Origin of the sequence: Gilliamella sp. B3127, assembly GCF_026536935.1 — a bacterium.
In the GTDB taxonomy this organism is placed as follows: Bacteria; Pseudomonadota; Gammaproteobacteria; order Enterobacterales; family Orbaceae; genus Gilliamella; species Gilliamella apicola_E.
This window is the reverse complement of sequence record NZ_JAFNNI010000001.1, coordinates 551,188-569,829: the sequence shown is the minus strand read 5'-3', so window position 1 is coordinate 569,829 and position 18,642 is coordinate 551,188. Positions and strand designations below refer to the sequence as shown.

Genomic DNA, 18,642 nt, shown 5'->3' with positions numbered 1-18,642 from the left:
ATAATTCACAAAATGTTAATCTTTTAACACTTTCACAACCAAGTTTAACAATTGTGATCCCAATCAAACTTTCACTTTTTCATCGTAAGTATTTTGTGAATCATCAAAATTATTTTTCATTTTATTAGTACAATTTCTAAACAAGTTTAATTCGTTGTTGACAGAATTAATTCAATTAAATCAATTTATAAATAAGGATAATTGAGATATGACCACAAAATCTGCGAACCTTTTGACACTTAAAAGTGAAACTTTAAAAATGGCGAAACAAGTTTTAAAACAAGAAGCAGCTGCAATAGAGGATATTGTTGATACCATCAACGAAAGTTTCTTTAATGCTGTCGAGTTAATTTTGAATACGTCAGGAAGAGTTATCGTAACTGGAATGGGAAAGCCAGGATATATTGCTCGTAAGCTTTCAGCTACATTTATGAGTACTGGAACACCATCATTTTATTTACATCCAGCTGAAGCAATCCATGGTGACTTAGGTAGCCTTACTAAATTTGACACCATTATTGCGATATCAAATAGCGGAGAAACCGCCGAGATTCTTAATATCTTATCCACCATACAAAAAATTAACATTCCACTAATTTCAATTTGTGGTAATCCTTCATCGACGTTAGCCCGATTTGCAACATATAATTTAGATGCGCATATAACTAATGAAGCATGCCCATTAAATTTAGCGCCAACTACAAGTACTACTGTCCAATTAGCATTAAGTGATGCTTTAGCAATTTCAGTTATGAACGCTAAAAAATTTACCAAAAATGATTTTGCTTTTTATCACCCAGGCGGAAGTTTAGGGCAAATTCGTTTAATGACTGTTAAGCAATTGGTAGAAAAACATAATAGACAGATATCGATTACTGCTGAAAAATCTATTTCTGATGCCATTTTTGTGATGACTAATTCTGGAATAGGTGCAGTTGCAATAGTAAATAAGGAAAATGCATTACTTGGTATAATCACTGATGGCGATATTCGAAGACAGCTAAAGACTTATCCAGATTTATTAAATATCAATGTTACTCAGTTGATGATATCAACTCCTGTAACAGTTGAACAAAACCAAACAGTTTCAGATGCTTTAAATATAATGGAACAACACAAGCCAAGACCAATAACAGTTTTACCGGTACTTGATGTTAATGAAAAATTCATAGGTATGATTCACATAACTGATATATACCATTAAATCGTGTCATTTTTTATCATAAATTCATTAGCAACAAAACTAAGTTGTAGAAATGAATACTCGAAAATTTGCCAATAAATCGTTATTATATTATTTTTACTAGTTAAAGGTTGTGATTATGATTGTTGTTACTGGCGGTGCTGGGTTTATTGGAAGTAATATCGTTAAAGGATTAAATGATCTAGGGCACAAAGATATTTTAGTGGTAGATGATTTAACTGATGGTACTAAATTTTCAAATTTAGCCGATTTAGATATTGCTGATTATATGGATAAAGATGAATTTATAGCAGAAATAATATCTGGCGAAAATCTTGATATTGAAGTTATTTTCCATCAAGGTGCTTGTTCATCCACAACAGAATGGGATGGCAAATTTATGATGGAAAATAATTATAATTATTCTAAGGATTTGCTCCATTATTGTTTAGATTTTGATATTCCTTTTTTATATGCATCCTCAGCTGCCACTTATGGTGGTCGGAGCGATAATTTTATTGAAGAGCGTTCCTATGAAAAACCATTAAATGTTTATGGTTATTCAAAATTCTTATTCGACCAATATGTCCGTGAAATATTACCACAAGCAAATTCACAAATTTGTGGATTTCGTTATTTTAATGTTTATGGTCCACGGGAAAACCATAAAGGTAGCATGGCTAGCGTCGCATTCCATTTAAATGAACAAATCAATAAAGGGGAAAAACCTAAATTATTTACTGGAAGTGATAATTTTAGACGTGATTTTATTTATGTTGGAGATGTCGTTGAGGTAAACTTATGGTTCTGGAAAAATAATGTTTCTGGCATCTTTAATTGTGGAACTGGGCGAGCTGAATCTTTCCAATCAGTAGCTGATGCCGTTTTAAATTATCATCAAAAAGGTGAAATTGATTATATTCCTTTCCCAGATCACCTGAAAGGACGTTACCAAAGCTTTACTCAAGCTGATTTGACTAAATTTAGAAAAACAGGATGTCCAATTGAGTTTAAAACAGTTGCACAAGGTACAACTGAATATATGAAATGGTTAAACGAGCAATAAGAGGAACTACAATGAAAACCCTGATTATTGGTCCATCTTGGGTTGGTGACATGATGATGTCACAAAGTTTATATCGCACTTTAAAGCATCTAGAGCCAAGTATTGAAATTGATGTAATGGCACCAGCTTGGTGCCGTGCTTTATTGAATAAAATGCCTGAAGTCAATCAATCAATTGCTATGCCAATTAATCATGGGGAGTTTGCATTAACTAAACGTTACCAGCTAGGAAAAGAATTACGTCAATACGACCAAGCAATCATTTTACCTAACTCATTTAAATCAGCACTGATTCCTTTCTTTGCTAAAATTCCTAAACGCACTGGCTGGAAGGGTGAGATGCGTTATGGTTTATTAAATGATATGCGCATACTTGATAAAAAAGCTTTTCCATTAATGGTCGAACGTTATGTCGCCCTTGCCTACCCTAAACAAGATATCCATTCAGCAAAAGATATTCCTCAACCAATTTTATGGCCAAAACTGAGTGTTGAAAAGGATGAGGTTGAGCAAGCATTATCAAACTTTAATATTCCTACAGATGTTCCTTTAATTGGATTTTGTCCTGGCGCTGAATTTGGCCCTGCTAAACGTTGGCCTGATTATCACTATGCTGCATTGGCTGATTTGATAGTAAAACAACATGCTAAAATTATTATCTTTGGTTCAGAAAAAGATAAAGCTGTTGGAGAACAGATTATTGCCAAAATGGCGCATGGTGATCAGTGTATTAATCTTGCTGGCCAAACAAAATTAGAACAAGCGATCAACTTGATTGCGGCATGTAAAGCAATTGTCACTAATGATTCAGGCTTAATGCATGTTGCAGCTGCACTTGATAAGCCTTTAGTTGCACTTTATGGACCAAGTAGCCCTGATTTTACTCCCCCATTATCAAATAAAGCTGAAGTCATTAGACTCATTACTGGCTACCACCGAGTTCGTAAAGGTGATAGTGAGCAAGGTTATCATCAAAGTCTAATTGATATAAAACCCGATCATGTTTTTGAAACATTGATGAAACTTATCGTTCGCTGTGAAAAGAGTAATTAATTATGCGTGTATTGGTTGTTAAAACTTCATCAATGGGTGATGTGTTGCATACTTTACCGGCTTTAACAGATGCCGCCAACAATCTACCAAATATTACATTTGATTGGGTAGTTGAAGAAAACTTTTCACAGATTCCAAGTTGGCATTTTGCTGTAGATGAAGTTATCCCAGTTGCAATAAGGCGTTGGCGAAAAAACTGGTTTGCTAAAACGGTTCGTCAAGAACGCCACCAATTTATAGAACATTTAAGACGACAACAGTATGATTGCATCATTGATGCTCAAGGTTTAATAAAAAGCGCATTTTTAATTACTCGTAAAGCGCGAGGTATTAAGCATGGCTTAGATCGACAAAGCATCAAAGAACCCATCGCTAGTTGGTTTTATGATGTTAAACATCATGTCCCTAAACAGATGCATGCCATAGAACGTGTTCGGATGCTGTTTGCTAAAAGTCTTAATTATTTGCAACCTGATTCAATCGGTGATTATGCTATTGCTCGTCATTTCTTAACTGCATTACCTGATGATAACCAGAAATATTTAGTATTCCTTCATGCTACTACTCGCGAAGAAAAGCATTGGACAGAAGAAGCATGGCGAGAATTAATTAAATTAATTCAACCAACAGGACTAAGGATTAAACTACCATGGGGAGCTCCTCATGAGCAAGAACGGGCTTTACGCTTAGCACAAGGATTTAATCACGTTGAAGTATTACCAAAGCTTTCTCTTAACGAAATCGCAACGGTTATTGCGGGTTCAAAAGCTGTAGTGTCAGTAGATACAGGATTAAGCCATTTAACAGCGGCACTAGATCGTCCTAATATAACTTTATTTGGAAAAACCGATCCAAACCTAATTGGAGGATATGGCAAAAACCAACACAGCATCATTTCAAAAGATAAAACGATGCAATCAATCACATCCAATGAAGTTTATCAAATGTTAACTGCGTTTATTTAAATTGTATTTGAGTTTCAATAAATAGGAAGATAATAATATGAACAAATATCATGAGCTAATTCGTGAAAGATATGCTCAAATTGGCAGTAATGATTTAGGTTATATTGAAGATGCGTTAGGTGCAGTAATGATGGTACTTAATGAAGTAGTCGATAATCAACTAGTACCGCAAGATCTAAGAGAAAAAGCCGCATACGCTGCAGCTAATCTCTTAATAAGTGATTATGATGTTAAATAACGGTCGGAAGATTGATTATAAAACGTGTAGACAGATCATCTGATTCAACATAAATATGACCTTTATGTGTATCGATAATCGATTTTACAATAGCCAAACCAATTCCGGTACCTGAGCTATCTTTGTTATTTCGATGACGCGATTCATCAACTCGATAAAAGCGGTCAAAAAGATGAGGTAAATGACGACTTTCAATCTTTTTACCAGGGTTAGAGATGATAATTTGAATTCGTTTTTGTGTAAGTTGACCCAATTTAATCTTAATTGTTTGATTTTCAGGGGTATAACGAATCGCATTAGAGATGATATTACTTATCGCCCGCCCTAACATCATTTTATCACCTTGAATATGAGAACAATTACCTTCAAGTGCAAAAGTAATATTTTTCTCATCAGTCAAAGGTTCAAAATATTCACACATTAAACTAATCATCGAATGTAAATCTATATCGATAAGATTAGGTACTAGCTGATGATTATCGGCTTGTGCTAAAAAAAGCATATCCGATATCATCTGAGACATTTTTTCATACTCTTCTAAATTAGAATATAAAATTTCTCGGTACTCTTCTGTAGAGCGCGCATTATTTAAAACAATTTGCGTTTGTGTCGTTAGATTTGTGATTGGTGTTCGCATTTCATGGGCAATATCTGCGGTAAAATTGCGTTGTCGTTCAAAAACATCTTCCATTCGATGAAGCATATTATTAAATGCCTTAACCAAACTCACATATTTTACAGGAACCGAAGCTGTTGAAATACGATAATTTAAGCTTTTCATATTAATTCGTTCAATTTTTTTAATTAAACGATTAATTGGTTTTTGTGTGTAATAAATGGAAATTAACGATCCAATCAATGCTAACACACAAGAAATAGCAATTAGTAAACCTAATCCATTTCTCAATCGATTTATAAATTCAAGCTGTAAATTACGCGCTACTGCAACTATTGTCGTATATTGACGTCCTTCATCCAGTAGAACTCTGGAAGCACCGATGCGATAAGATGATTTATCGATATTCCAAATCGCCGTACTATTTTCGGTAATCAATCGTTCAAAATCTTCTTGTGATAAAGCAATAGATAAATTAGGACCACGAGTGCGATACACAATTTTTCCTGAATCATCAATGATATAAACAAATAGATGATGATGACCTGTTAGGATAAGTAATAGATTTTGAAAGAATTCATCTCGATTTTCATCGGGTGAATAATAGGTAAGTTCATGTTCGATTGAGGTAATAACTGAATTCAATTCAGAAACATTTTGCTGAATTGAAATTTTTTCAAATGTATGTTCAATAAGGTAGCTAAAACAATAAAGTAGCCCACAGGTTAGCAGGCATACGATAAGTGGTATACGAAACGATATGATGTTACTCTGCTTCATCCAAGACATCTAATTTATATCCCATTCCACGGACTGTATGAATTAATTTAGGTTCAAAATCGGCATCGATTTTATTCCTCAATCGCCTAATTGCTACATCAATTACATTGGTATCGCTGTCAAAATTCATATCCCATACTTGTGAGGCAATAAGTGATCTTGGTAAAACTTCTCCAGGGTAACGTAAAAAATATTCTAGTAATAAAAATTCTTTATTCGTTAAATCAATTCTTTTATCACCTCGGGTTACTGTTCGTTTAGGTAAGTCCATAATTAAATCAGCAATGCTTAATTGATAATTATTAACTTGTGGAACGTTTCGTCTTAATAAAGATTTAATTCTTGCTAACAATTCAGCGAAAGAAAAAGGTTTAACTAAATAGTCGTCTGCGCCTAAATTGAGTCCTTTCACTTTATCTTCAACACTTCCCATTGCAGTAAGTAAAATAATTTGAGTATCTTTCCCTGCTTCACGCAAAGACTGTACAATTTTCCAACCCACAATATCAGGTAGCATTACATCAAGAATAATCAGATCATAATCTTCAGTCATTGCTCGATGATAACCATCGAGTCCGTTATCAGTAAGATCTACAATAAATCCTGATTCAACTAAACCTTGACGAAGATATTCACCGGTTTTTTGTTCATCTTCAACAACTAACAATTTCATATTGAATATTCCTTAATGTTTTATCAGGTTATCGAAATTGCATAATGCAGTTATAGGATATATTAGGAAGTCAAATGACATCATGACATTTAAGTGACTATTTTGTAATCTTTCAGTCATTAAAACGTCTGTTTAGGTTTGCTATAGTAGCACCACAATGATTCATGAGGCTAGACAGTATTGTTTCATTGTTTTATTTCCTTTCATCCATTCCTTGCAATTTAATGCAGCCCTAGTTTATCTAGGGTTTTTTTTTGCTTTTTAAACCACTTAATATGAAATAATTGGAATAAAACAGTTAATTTGGCATAAAATTTATCTTATTTAAACCAGATTAACCGTTTTTGAATATTATTGATATTCCTTTTTACGTAATACAATACCTGTTTCAATATGATCAGTATAAGGAAATTGGTCAAACATAGCAAAATGTTCTATATAATGCGTTTGAGTAAGTTGTTGCAAATTATCTTTTAAAGTATAAGGATTACATGAAATATAGACAATTCGATCATAACTTTGAATGATATTAATCGTTTTATCGTCTAATCCCGCTCGAGGAGGATCTACCAACACAGTTTGACAATGATAATCATCTAAATTAATACCATTTAATCGATTAAAATCCCTCTCTTTCCTAATGGCAGAAGTAAACTCCTCAGCAGATAATCTCACAATAATTAAATTATTAATATTATTGATTTTGATATTATGTTGTGCTGAATAGACTGAAGCTTTTGCAATCTCAGTTGCTAAGACTTTATTAAAATTTTGAGCCAATGCAATCGAGAAATTACCGTTACCACAATAAAACTCTAGAAGATCACCTTTCGACTCTTTAGTTACCGAAACAGCCCATTCCAACATTTTTATATTGATAGCCGCATTAGGTTGAGTAAAACTGTTTTCAACTTGTCGATATTTAAAAGTCTTATCAAATATTGGTAAAACCTCATCAACATAATCAGCATCAATGGCAATTTTTTGATTACTTGCTCGACCAACCAGATTAGCATTAATTCCTAGTTCAGCTAATTGTTGTTTTAAACGCTCAGCAGCAATTATCCATTCGTCACCTAATTTTTTATGATACAAAAGTGTTATTAATAACTGCCCACTAAGTGTAGAGAAATAATCAATTTGAAAAAGCTTATGACGCAAATTATCGTTATATTGAATTAAAGGTAAAATCGACTGCATTGCCTTGTTAATCAGTTTTGAGGCAATAGGAAAACTATCTATTCTGACTCTTTTCTTCTTATCATACATTATATGATAAAGCTCATCACCATTATGCCAAACTCTAAATTCAGCACGCATTCGATAATGACTAATAGGTGAAGAATAAGTCACTAACTCGGGTAATTGAAAATCAGATAATATCGTTTTTAAATTGGTTATTTTATTTTGTAACTGCTGGTTATATTTATCGTTCGAAAAAGATTCTGTCATATTTATAATTCGACCATCAATTTTGATAAAGAGTGAATAGTATTTTATAATTTCTAAAAATCATAATTCTATCATAATCCCCAGCTTATGATAAGCTAATACGCCAGTAGTTGCCTATCAAATAAAGCGTCTGCAATTAAAACAATTTTTACTTTCATATAATATGATTGGTTGCTGATAAAGATTGTAGTTATAGCGATTGCCGTTATAATGTGGGGCAAAATGATAGATTAGAAGAGCACTATGACAACGCAAACTTTCTCTGATTTACAGTTAGATGAAATTTTAATTGAAAATCTGCAAGCGCAAAACATTAACGAACCCACTGCAATACAAGCACAAACTGTCCCTGTAGCCCTAGACGGTAAAGATGTTTTAGGATCAGCCCCGACAGGAACCGGTAAAACATTGGCATTTTTAATTCCAGCGGTACAACATCTGCTTGATTTTCCACGTCGAAAACCTGGACCTCCAAGAATATTAATCTTAACCCCCACTCGAGAATTAGCTATGCAAATAGCTGAACAGGCAAAACTACTTACCAAGTCAACACACTTGAGTATAGCCACGATTACAGGTGGAGTTGCTTATATGAATCATGCCGAAGTTTTCAGCAAAAATCAGGATATAGTCATTGCAACAACCGGACGTCTATTACAATACATTAAAGAAGAAAACTTTGATTGTCGTGCAGTTGAAATGCTCATTTTGGATGAAGCCGATCGCATGTTAGATATGGGGTTTGCTCAAGACGTTGAAACCATTTCAGCTGAAACGCGCTGGCGTAAACAAACATTATTATTTTCAGCAACGTTAGAAGGTGAAGGTTTACATAGTTTTGCTAATCGAATTCTTAACGAACCTGTTGAAATCAATGCTGATCCTTCTCGAAAAGAACGAAAGAAGATTTTACAATTTTATTATCGTGCTGATGATTTAACACATAAAGTCGCATTGTTAACTCACTTATTAAAGCAGAAAGAAGTTAAAAAAACTATCGTCTTTGTTCGTAAACGTGAACGTGTACATGAATTGGTTTCACTGCTGCATCAAGCTGGAATTCATAGTTGTTATTTAGAAGGAGAAATGGTTCAAACCAAACGTAACGAAGCCATCAAACGGATGAATAACAACACGGTCAACGTACTGGTAGCAACTGATGTTGCTGCTAGAGGGATAGATATTAACGATATCACCCATGTTATCAATTTTGATGCACCTAAAACGGCTGATGTTTATTTACATCGAATTGGTCGAACCGCTAGAGCAGGGAAAAAAGGTACAGCAATTATGTTGATTGAGGCACACGATAATGAGTTATTACAAAAAATTGAACGTTATATTCGTGAGCCTATCAAATTAAGAACAATTGATGAACTACGCCCAAAAACCAAAGCACCTAAACCAGTAACAAAAAAGAAACCTTCGCAAAAAGCTAAACAAAAAAATGCGGCTAAAAAGCAAGAAGAGACTAAAAAGAAAAAGCTAAAACAACGTCACCGAGACATTAAAAATAAGGGAAAACCCAATAAAACGATAATTAAAACCGAATAATAATTTATTTACCATAGGTTAAACTTATGAAATCAATTGCTGATAACAACTTGGCGTATTGGCTAAGATTGATATAATAAAACGCATATTCAGTATATACATTAGCTACACAAGGAAAAAATTTTATGACATTAGTCACTCGTAAAGCGCCAGATTTTACTTCAGCGGCAGTACTAGGTACTGGCGAAATTGTAAATAATTTTAATTTAGCTGAGCATATTAAAGGTAAATATGCCGTAGTATTTTTCTGGCCTATGGACTTCACTTTTGTATGCCCATCAGAAATTATTGCATTTGATCACCGTTTAGAAGAGTTCAAAAAACGTGGTGTCGAAGTAATTGGTGTCTCAATGGACTCAGAATATGTTCATAATGCATGGCGTAACACACCACAAGATAAAGGTGGTATTGGAGAAGTGAAATTCCCTATCGTTGCTGATATAAAGCATAGCATTATGCAATCTTATGGTGTTGAACATCCTGAAGCTGGTGTTGCTCTTCGTGCATCATTTTTTATTGATAAATCAGGCGTTGTTCGTCATGAAACAATTAATGATTTACCAATCGGTCGTAACATTGATGAAATGCTACGTATTGTTGATGCTTTCCAATTCCATGAAGAACATGGCGAAGTTTGCCCTGCACAATGGACAAAAGGAAAACAAGGTATGCAAGCAAATCCAAATGGCGTTGCTAGCTACTTAAAACAACACGCTAATGAAATCTAAGTTAAGCAAACAAACTATTATAATTAGCTCAGAAATATTTTGAAAAACGCAAACCGGAGAACAACTCCGGTTTTTTTATGTTCAAACGCGAACTACAGTCAGATAACGTTCAAATAGTATTTAAGTTATTATCAACGCAATATGTTTATATTAATGCCCGCTAACATTTGAAAATAGGTTAATAATAACCACACCAAATATAATAAAGCCCATACCAATTAATGCTGCTAGATCTAAAGATTGCTTCATAAAAATCCAAGCTATCAAACTGATAATAATAATCCCGATACCCGACCAAATCGCATAAGCAATACCGACAGGAATTGTTTTTAAGGCCAACGAAAGAACATAAAATGACGCGCTATAACCAATAATAGTAATTATTGAATACATTAAATGCGTAAAACCGTTAGAAAGTTTTAATGAAGAAGTTGCAATCACTTCACAAATAATTGCAATAAAAAGTAATAGATATGAATTCATATTATGACTCATAAGTTAGTTGAAATAAAAAATGAAGACTCGCCATAAATCTTAGTGTGATCTATACAAACTCAGTAAACACACAATTCAGGAAAAAATAGAATAAATGCAGGGGTATGAGGGATCAGAAAAGAGCTATTAAAAAAATACTTATTAAACATATAACGTTTATTATCCACTCAACACCTTGATGTAATATACCACTCCTCAATAATAAAGTAAAAAGTTAAAAGAAAACGGATTACTTTTTAGTATATTACTTTTCGAGTGATGAGTCCCTTAAAGTCATTATCAATTTTCATTGATTTATACATTTGATTCAGAACTTTTTATAAATTACGCTAAACGATTAAATATGTTAATCAGCACGACAATTGCTCACTATTTTTGATAAAATAAAAAATACCCTATTAAAAGATTTCGGTAGTCGATTCAATCTCAAACATTGAAAAAATTGTTCAAGTTCGATTAAATACCGCACTTCAATTAGCATTCAATACTCTTATCTTATCAGCATCATCTCAAAAAATATTCAGCTATTAAGTAAACACAAAATGCTTAATAATGAAATAATTAAGCTAACAATGATAAATTCAATTAAAAATTTACCAACTTTATAATAAAACCTATTTGTCTCATTTTCTCGCTTCTTTCTATTGAAACAAAGCAAAAGAATACCTATGAGAAGAATTGGTAAATAGATATACCAAAAATAAAACGGTGCAACTATTAACAGAATTAGAATTACTTGGCCTGTAGTTAGTGAAAACATTTGGAATTTCTATACTTAAATAATTATAACGTGCTATTAAGAATCATAACAAATCTATGATTCAACTTCATAGAAGAGAAATAGTATATGTAACGCCTTAATAAATCAATAATTATTTTCCAAGATGTGGGATAATAGTATTGGATGAATCTGGTGAATGGTGGGTTGTGAGGGGATCGAACCCGCGACCAATTGATTAAGAGTCAACTGCTCTACCGACTGAGCTAACAACCCATTTAGTTAGTTGGGATATTCTATATAACTTTATATTCTAATGCAAATCCTCTATTCTCAAATTAATATAATTGTCAGAATGAAAACTCATTTACAACTAAATGGTAACATGTAAACCAACGATACCGATAATAATCACACTCAGACCAAATATTCGAGTGAAATTCTTCGGTTCATTGAAGATGAGCATATTAGCCAAAACCGCACCCGAAGTACCTAGCCCTACCCACACTGGATAAACTATACTTAAATCCAGATACTTGAGTGAAAAATAAAATAGTATAAATGAAACAAAAAAACCGCCCCAATAAAACATTAATCGCAACAAGCTTTTTTGTTGCGAGTATAGCTTAAGACCTATAGCGCCAATAACTTCGAAAATTGCAGCAGTTAAAATAAATAACCATCCCATATCTCAATCCAAATTTTAGTTAATTAGCTATCAGCTCGTTTTAATTGCACAACACCAATGATAATTAAAGCTACAAAAAATATTTCAATCAGTTTAATTTGTTTGCCAAATACAACCATATCAATCAGTAATGAGCCAATCGCGCCAACACCAGAAAATATTGCATAGACAGTACCTGTAGGAATAGTCTTACATGCATTAGTTAAAAACGTAAAATCAACAATAATGACTAATACAACAATCACCCAATGCCACCACTGGCTCGCAGTAGTAAAACCAAATACCCAACACAATTCAAAAAAGCAGGTGAGAACAACAAATACCCACTCTTTATTCCTGCTGTACATAATGACCTCATTATTTTTTTATTTTTTGTTTATATTGCTTAATTTTATTATTTCATTAATGTGCTTAATGAAAACAAAAGACGGTTCGCAAACTAAAACATTTGCCACCTAAAGATTATGATGTTTATGCAGAGAAACAGTTCAACCTTATATATAATATCGATAGTTTCTGAAACACTTTAATGCTATTTCTTACTATTTATTAACAATTCTATAATGACGGATGAAAAATGGCAAGCCTAGAATTATTGATAATTGTATGCTTTTAAATAACTTTCTCAAAAATTGAGAGAAAATCCGAAATAAAATTAATCCATTTAACTTAAATCAATTACCAAAAATGATAACTTAATATAGCTTAGATCCTATCCTTAATCCCAGCAAATGATCAATCTTACTCAACGCGTAATTGACGAATAAAATCTATCTAATTTTAAAAAAAAGTTGAGGAAAGGGGTTTTTTTTCAATTAAATCAATATAGAATACGTCGCTTAGTATTTTAATTCATTTTAAATCAAAATAATTCAAGTACTTTAAGTGTAACTTATTTAATATTTATATTAGAAAATAAGTCAGATAAATCAAAAAGGAATAGACAATGTCAAATAAATCGGACAATGAGTTTAAAGTCGGAATAAAGGCCTATGTGTCACTAGTTGTTGCCATACTGTTTTTTTCCGGGCTATTTTATAACGTGGATGGAAAAGCTTGGTTAGGTGCATTTGATTTTACCAGCTTAAGTGGTAAATTTGGTACGATGCTTCACCCTGAAAAAAATACTTTTGTTGGTGAAGGTGGAAATAGCGCCAGAGCCGGCTTTATTTTTGCCTTATCACTAATACCGACAGTTATGCTTGCGTTAGGTGTTTTAGAAATTTTTACCCATTACGGTACAATTCGTGCAGCTCACAAACTATTAACTCCCCTTCTTAAACCTATTTTAGGGGTTCCTGGTAAAACTGGCCTTGCGTTAATTACTGATTTACAAAGTACTGACGCTGGAGCCGTATTAACTAAAGAGTTGTATGATGAAAAACAGATCAGTAAAAAAGATCTTATCATTATCAGCGCCTGGCAATATTCAGGAGCGGGCTTAATTAATAACTACTTTTCTATTGGTTCTGCGCTTTTTGCTTCAATGACTGTCGCAATATTTACACCATTGGTCATTATGATTGTATTGAAATTCGTTGGTGCAATTTTAGTACGCATGATTTTAAATTCAGTTTATAAAAAGGATTTTATCAATGAATAACTCAACCAATCAAAAACAGACTAACAATCCATTAGATATTTTCGTTATTGGTGCTCGAAAAGGTTTCAATATTGCAATAAACAATTTAATGCCTAACATTATTATGGCATTTGTTATCACGGAAATATTAAAAAGATTAGGTTTGATGCAATTAATCGGTGAAGTATTTGCACCCGTTATGGGGCTATTTGGTTTACCGGGTGAAGCTATAACGGTATTGTTGACCGCTTGGCTATCAGCTTCAGCAGGAACGGGTGTTGCTGTAAATTTAATTTCTGGCGGTATTTTAAGTGGTGTTGATATCACGATCTTAGCACCAGCTATTTTCTTAATGGGCTCACAATTACAATATATGGGACGTTTATTGGGTGTTGCTGATGTACCTAAAAAATATTGGCCACTATTAATGCTTAACAGTATAGTTAATGCTTTAATTGCGATGATCATCATGCGATTTATAGTGTGATAAAGGAGATATCTATGTCTAATGTACTTGAACATTACCACTATTTACATCAAATTCCTGAGTTGGGTTTTGAAGAATTTAAAACCTCAGCCTATATCGCGGATAAACTTGAAGCTGCTGGCTATAAAGTAACACGAAACATTAACAATACCACAGGAATTATTGCTGAATTTGACAGTGGAAAACCCGGTCCAGTGTTAGCATTACGAGCTGATATGGATGCTCTAGGTCATATCATTGAAGGTGAACACTGTGCGAGACACACTTGTGGACATGACGGTCACTCATCAATGTTATTAACTGCAGCCCAAGAACTCATTAAAGAAGGTAATATAAAAAAAGGAAAATTAAAGCTAATTTTTCAACCTGCTGAAGAGTTAGGTTCAGGTGCTTTAGCCATGATAGAAGGCGGTGCTATTGACGATGTTGATATGATCATTGGCTTACATGTACGTCCTAAAGATGAATGCCCAAAAGGCTGTGCATCAGCTGCCATGTTTTATTCAGCCTCAACGACAGTTGAAGTAAATATCCATGGTATTCCTGCTCATGGTGCAAGACCACATTTAGGCGTAAATGCATTAGATGCTGCAACTATGGCAATTCAAGCTGTGAATACTATTCACCTAGCGCCCAGCTTAACTTATAGCGTGAAAGCCACGCGTTGTATATGTGATGCGGGTGTAACGAATGCTATTCCATCAGAGGCCTATGTTTGTTGGGATTTAAGAGCCCCAACTAATCCTGCTATGGATGATTTAAAAGCAAAAACACTTAAAGCAATCGAACTCAGCGTTGCATCAATTGGTGCTAAAGCTGATATCAAAGTATCAAAAGAGATACCAGCAGCTGAAATTGATGATGAAGTCACAAAAATTATTGCTGAATCTATTATAGATGTGCTTGGCAAAGATGGATTAAAAGATCCTATTTTTACCCCAGGTGGAGAAGATTTTTTCAATTATCCTCGTGAAAGAGATGTAAAATCAGGTTTTTGGGGATTGGGTGTTGACTTAACACCAGGTCTACATCATCCAGATATGACTTTTGATACATCAGCATTAGAAAATGGTGTAAAAATCACTAAAACTTGTGCTTTAAAAGTTTTAGGTTAAGTAAATTATTCCGCCGAATATTTCGGCGGTTTCTTGAAAGGCTTATAATGATTTACGATAGGCCACAATATCATCAATTGTAACTACTGGTAACTGATGCTTTTTAGCAAATTCGACAACTTGTGGTGCTCTAGCCATGGTTCCATCATCATTCGTTAATTCACAAATTACAGCGGCTGGTTTAAAGCCTGCTAATGAAACTAAATCTACAGAGGCTTCTGTATGACCTCGACGACTGAAGACGCCATTCTCTTTTGCGACTAATGGAAAAACATGGCCTGGATGATTTAAATCACTTGGTTTTGCATTATCTGCAACCGCAGCTTTTACCGTAGTGACTCTGTCCGCAGCCGATACACCAGTTGTTACGCCTTTCGCAGCTTCAATAGTAATAGTAAAAGCGGTCTGGTTTTTACTGGTGTTGTTAGTAACCATCATTGGCAACTCTAATTTATCGCAATAGGATTGCGGCATACATAGACAAACTATACCACTTCCATATCGAATCGTTAGCGCCATTTGTTGTGTTGTAATTGTTTGTGCTGCCCAAATAATATCGCCTTCGTTTTCGCGATCTTCATCATCTAGCACTAATACGCCAGATCCAGCTTTGATTGAAGCGATTGCTTTTTTGACACGCTCGATGGGTGTCCCGAATTCATTTAAGTTAAACTGATTCATGGTAAATACCTATCCTGTTTTATTAAACTAATTATATTTATTCTTAATTAATTTGAATTCATTAAGTTATAAATATATTAAATACCAGAATCAGGGCAAGTGCTTGACCATAGTGATTTTGCTATAGCGCAAATATAGAAAAGATAAGCTACTCTCTTTCATCCAGACTTTAACTGTCGGCTTTGGAATCTCACCAAATCTGCTTGTCCTTAATAAAATCTATTTTATTAAGCGCTCGTGGGCTATACCACCGGTGGGGAATTACGCCCCGCCCTGAGAATTTTTTGTCAGTGAACTGACATCAAACACTATAATATAATTCAATAAAAAAAACACGTATATTTTATGAGGATAAATAAATTGCCGCATAAAGCGGCAATTTTTGATAAGGCAATTAATGCATTCGAATTTCACGCAAATGCCGTTTTTCAGCTCGACGCATCCAAAGCCATGAAATGAAGCCAATAATACCAACAATTAATAAAATAATTGTCGCTAAGGCATTAACTTGAGGATCAACCCCTAATCGGACTTTAGAAAATACCAGTTTTGGTAACGTCATCGCACCTGGCCCTGTCACGAAATTAGCGATAACCACATCATCAAGTGATAAAGTAAATGCCAATAACCAACCAGATACAAGAGCTGGAGCAATCATAGGTAACGTTATAATGAAAAATACCTTTAATGGATTAGCACCCAAATCTAATGCCGCCTCTTCAATTGACCTATCTAACTCTCGTAATCTTGCGCTAATAACGACTGTCACATAAGCGGTACAAAATGTTGCATGAGCGAGCCAAATAGTAATTGCACCTCTTTGTGTTGGCCAACCAAGTACTTGTCCCATTCCAACAAATAACAATAGTAATGCCAAGCCGGTTATTACATCTGGCATAACTAGTGGTGCCGTTGTCATAAACGAAAACAAATTAGAACCTCGGAATCGTCTATATCGTATTATGGCATAAGCAGCTAAGGTACCAAGTACGATTGCTAATGATGCAGCACCCGCAGCAATAGAAAGGCTCAATCCTACCGCTTTAAGTAAGGCTTCATTATGGATCAATTCAAAATACCATTTAGTTGAAAATTCAGACCAAACAGTTACAAGTCTTGAACTATTGAAAGAATAAACAATCAAGATGATCATCGGTATATATAAAAAGGAAAACACTAATAATAGAATTAATCCTTTTAAAAATTTACCTAGCAATGATATCGTTACAATAATTGTCAAAATAAGACTGAAGACAAAACATCCCACATATAAGCTACTACTACTTAATAAAGTAAAACCAGATGCTGAAATCAAAACCGATAGCACCAATGAACCTAAGAATGCGGAGATAAAAACAATCAATGCTGATCGCACGATTAATGGTAAATTATTCATTTATTTACCCCCCATTTGTCGGTTTTGGAATTTGTTAAAGTAATAGATAGGGACAATTAATATCAATAACATCACTGTTGCGACAGCTGATGCGGCTGGCCAATCGTGATTATTAAAGAATTCAGCCCATAGCTGAGTACCAATCATTAGACTATCTGAAGGCCCTAACAGTTCAGGGATTACATATTCCCCAACCGCCGGAATGAATACCAACATGGCTCCAGCAATAACACCATTTTTAGTTAATGGTACGATAATCCTAAAGAAGGTTTTGATTGGCTTACAGCCTAAATCTAATGCTGCTTCAATTAGGGTTGAATCGACTTTACTTAATGATGTGTAAATTGGTAACACAACAAATGGTAAGTAAGAATATACAATACCGATATAAACAGCTAGATAAGTTTTCATAATGATTAGCGGTTGATCAATAACACCTAACCACATTAAGAAATGATTTAACAAACCATTAGGATTCAATATTCCAATCCACGCATAAACACGAATTAAAAATGATGTCCATGATGGTAATATAATCAACAATAATAAAATATTTCGAGTAGATGGTTTGCATTGCGATATAGCCCATGCTAATGGATAACCAATCAAAATACATAATAATGTCGAAATTGCAGCCACTTTCAATGACTGTAAATAGGAGTCTAGATAAATAGTATCAGCTAATAAATTAAGATAATTACCAAAATTTAAAACAATATTTACCAGCCCATCTTCATAACTAAAAAGTTCAGTATAAGGAGGAACGGCTATCGCCACTTCCGAAAAGCTGATTCTAAATACGATTAAAAATGGTAATAAAAAGAGTAACAGCATCCAAAAGTAAGGAATCGCGATAACTAACAAACGACCATATAATGTCATTAAGTCGGAATCATCACGTTGATGTCGCATCTTTTTATAAGCATAATAGATAGCAACCAAACCGACTAATTCAGGTATATATAAAATACTACCAGCTATTATCAATCGATAAGCAAATTTAGATGGTTTATAATGCGCTAAATATGCACCTAAACATGATAATAAAAAGCTTAATACCATTGATGTAAATAACGCATCTAAAAAAAGATTGTCAAATGCATTTGTTGTTACAAAACGTAAATAAATACCGAGTAACACCAAGGCATTTAATAACAAACCCCATATAATGGA

Annotated in this window: 18 protein-coding genes, 1 tRNA gene, 1 pseudogene and 1 riboswitch; of the genes and pseudogenes, 10 read left to right on the top strand and 10 right to left on the bottom strand. The window is 33.8% G+C overall.

From position 1 onward, the window contains the following. Positions 1-208: 208 nt before the first annotated feature. The 5 genes from J3U00_RS02520 to J3U00_RS02500 all read left to right on the top strand — a co-directional run bounded on the left by J3U00_RS02520 (position 209) and on the right by J3U00_RS02500 (position 4,504). Complete coding sequence (locus tag J3U00_RS02520; protein WP_267331406.1) at positions 209-1,204, top strand: KpsF/GutQ family sugar-phosphate isomerase; 996 nt, start codon at positions 209-211, stop codon at positions 1,202-1,204. 118 nt (positions 1,205-1,322) lie between these two features. Further along, a complete protein-coding gene (rfaD, locus tag J3U00_RS02515) occupies positions 1,323-2,249 on the top strand; it encodes an ADP-glyceromanno-heptose 6-epimerase (RefSeq protein ID WP_065734467.1) in 927 nt (308 codons plus the stop codon). Between the two features lie 11 nt (positions 2,250-2,260). Beyond that, complete coding sequence (gene rfaF, locus J3U00_RS02510; protein WP_220224830.1) at positions 2,261-3,301, top strand: ADP-heptose--LPS heptosyltransferase RfaF; 1,041 nt, start codon at positions 2,261-2,263, stop codon at positions 3,299-3,301. A gap of 2 nt (positions 3,302-3,303) precedes the next feature. Beyond that, positions 3,304-4,266: a lipopolysaccharide heptosyltransferase RfaC gene (rfaC, locus tag J3U00_RS02505; protein ID WP_267331405.1), complete on the top strand. Its 963-nt coding sequence runs from the start codon at positions 3,304-3,306 to the stop codon at positions 4,264-4,266. A gap of 37 nt (positions 4,267-4,303) precedes the next feature. After that, positions 4,304-4,504: a YaeP family protein gene (locus J3U00_RS02500; RefSeq protein WP_065734473.1), complete on the top strand. Its 201-nt coding sequence runs from the start codon at positions 4,304-4,306 to the stop codon at positions 4,502-4,504. Here the strand turns inward: J3U00_RS02500 and J3U00_RS02495 are convergent. The 3 genes from J3U00_RS02495 to trmA all read right to left on the bottom strand — a co-directional run bounded on the left by J3U00_RS02495 (position 4,497) and on the right by trmA (position 8,025). Continuing rightward, positions 4,497-5,900: a heavy metal sensor histidine kinase gene (locus J3U00_RS02495; protein ID WP_267331404.1), complete on the bottom strand. Its 1,404-nt coding sequence runs from the start codon at positions 5,898-5,900 to the stop codon at positions 4,497-4,499. The two genes, J3U00_RS02500 and J3U00_RS02495, sit on opposite strands and share 8 nt — an antisense overlap. Continuing rightward, on the bottom strand, positions 5,887-6,573 hold the full coding sequence (locus J3U00_RS02490) for a heavy metal response regulator transcription factor (RefSeq protein ID WP_065563213.1): 687 nt from the start codon (positions 6,571-6,573) through the stop codon (positions 5,887-5,889). Before J3U00_RS02490 ends, J3U00_RS02495 begins: the two co-directional genes overlap by 14 nt. A gap of 351 nt (positions 6,574-6,924) precedes the next feature. Continuing rightward, positions 6,925-8,025, bottom strand: coding sequence for a tRNA (uridine(54)-C5)-methyltransferase TrmA (gene trmA, locus J3U00_RS02485; RefSeq protein ID WP_267331403.1), 1,101 nt, complete (start codon positions 8,023-8,025; stop codon positions 6,925-6,927). Positions 8,026-8,268: 243 nt separating this feature from the next. Here trmA and srmB point away from each other — a divergent pair, with 243 nt between their 5' ends. Further along, the gene (srmB, locus tag J3U00_RS02480) at positions 8,269-9,579 is read left to right on the top strand and encodes an ATP-dependent RNA helicase SrmB (RefSeq protein WP_267331402.1); all 1,311 of its coding nucleotides are present in this window, start codon (positions 8,269-8,271) and stop codon (positions 9,577-9,579) included. 125 nt (positions 9,580-9,704) lie between these two features. After that, positions 9,705-10,307 (top strand): peroxiredoxin C, encoded by a 603-nt coding sequence (locus J3U00_RS02475; RefSeq protein WP_065563210.1) that lies wholly within the window; start codon positions 9,705-9,707, stop codon positions 10,305-10,307. Positions 10,308-10,457: 150 nt separating this feature from the next. On the opposite strand, the gene J3U00_RS02470 is transcribed toward J3U00_RS02475, so the two are convergent. The 4 genes from J3U00_RS02470 to J3U00_RS02455 all read right to left on the bottom strand — a co-directional run bounded on the left by J3U00_RS02470 (position 10,458) and on the right by J3U00_RS02455 (position 12,555). After that, on the bottom strand, positions 10,458-10,790 hold the full coding sequence (locus tag J3U00_RS02470; protein WP_065563209.1) for a DMT family transporter: 333 nt from the start codon (positions 10,788-10,790) through the stop codon (positions 10,458-10,460). Positions 10,791-11,720: 930 nt separating this feature from the next. After that, a tRNA-Lys gene (locus J3U00_RS02465) sits at positions 11,721-11,796 on the bottom strand. A 97-nt stretch (positions 11,797-11,893) separates the two neighbouring features. Further along, complete coding sequence (locus J3U00_RS02460) at positions 11,894-12,208, bottom strand: DMT family transporter (protein ID WP_267331401.1); 315 nt, start codon at positions 12,206-12,208, stop codon at positions 11,894-11,896. A 23-nt stretch (positions 12,209-12,231) separates the two neighbouring features. Further along, entirely contained in the window at positions 12,232-12,555 is a 324-nt protein-coding gene (locus J3U00_RS02455; protein ID WP_065734479.1) for a DMT family transporter, read from the bottom strand. A 599-nt stretch (positions 12,556-13,154) separates the two neighbouring features. On the opposite strand from J3U00_RS02455, the gene J3U00_RS02450 reads away from it, so the two are divergent. Genes J3U00_RS02450 through J3U00_RS02440 form a run of 3 tightly spaced genes read left to right on the top strand, consistent with a single transcriptional unit; the run spans position 13,155 to position 15,392 of the window. Then, entirely contained in the window at positions 13,155-13,811 is a 657-nt protein-coding gene (locus tag J3U00_RS02450; RefSeq protein ID WP_065734480.1) for a nucleoside recognition domain-containing protein, read from the top strand. After that, complete coding sequence (locus J3U00_RS02445; protein WP_065563280.1) at positions 13,804-14,277, top strand: YjiG family protein; 474 nt, start codon at positions 13,804-13,806, stop codon at positions 14,275-14,277. Before J3U00_RS02450 ends, J3U00_RS02445 begins: the two co-directional genes overlap by 8 nt. A gap of 14 nt (positions 14,278-14,291) precedes the next feature. Next, entirely contained in the window at positions 14,292-15,392 is a 1,101-nt protein-coding gene (locus J3U00_RS02440; RefSeq protein WP_220224837.1) for a M20 peptidase aminoacylase family protein, read from the top strand. A gap of 42 nt (positions 15,393-15,434) precedes the next feature. On the opposite strand, the gene ribB is transcribed toward J3U00_RS02440, so the two are convergent. From ribB to potH, 3 genes and pseudogenes are all read right to left on the bottom strand, one after another. Continuing rightward, on the bottom strand, positions 15,435-16,073 hold the full coding sequence (ribB, locus tag J3U00_RS02435) for a 3,4-dihydroxy-2-butanone-4-phosphate synthase (RefSeq protein WP_267330229.1): 639 nt from the start codon (positions 16,071-16,073) through the stop codon (positions 15,435-15,437). Between the two features lie 146 nt (positions 16,074-16,219). Continuing rightward, positions 16,220-16,358, bottom strand: a riboswitch (FMN riboswitch). Positions 16,359-16,467: 109 nt separating this feature from the next. After that, positions 16,468-17,226: an ABC transporter permease subunit gene (locus J3U00_RS02430; RefSeq protein ID WP_370632617.1), complete on the bottom strand. Its 759-nt coding sequence runs from the start codon at positions 17,224-17,226 to the stop codon at positions 16,468-16,470. Between the two features lie 243 nt (positions 17,227-17,469). Then, positions 17,470-18,342: pseudogene (gene potH / locus J3U00_RS02425) on the bottom strand (putrescine ABC transporter permease PotH); the annotation flags it as partial. Positions 18,343-18,642: the final 300 nt, after the last annotated feature.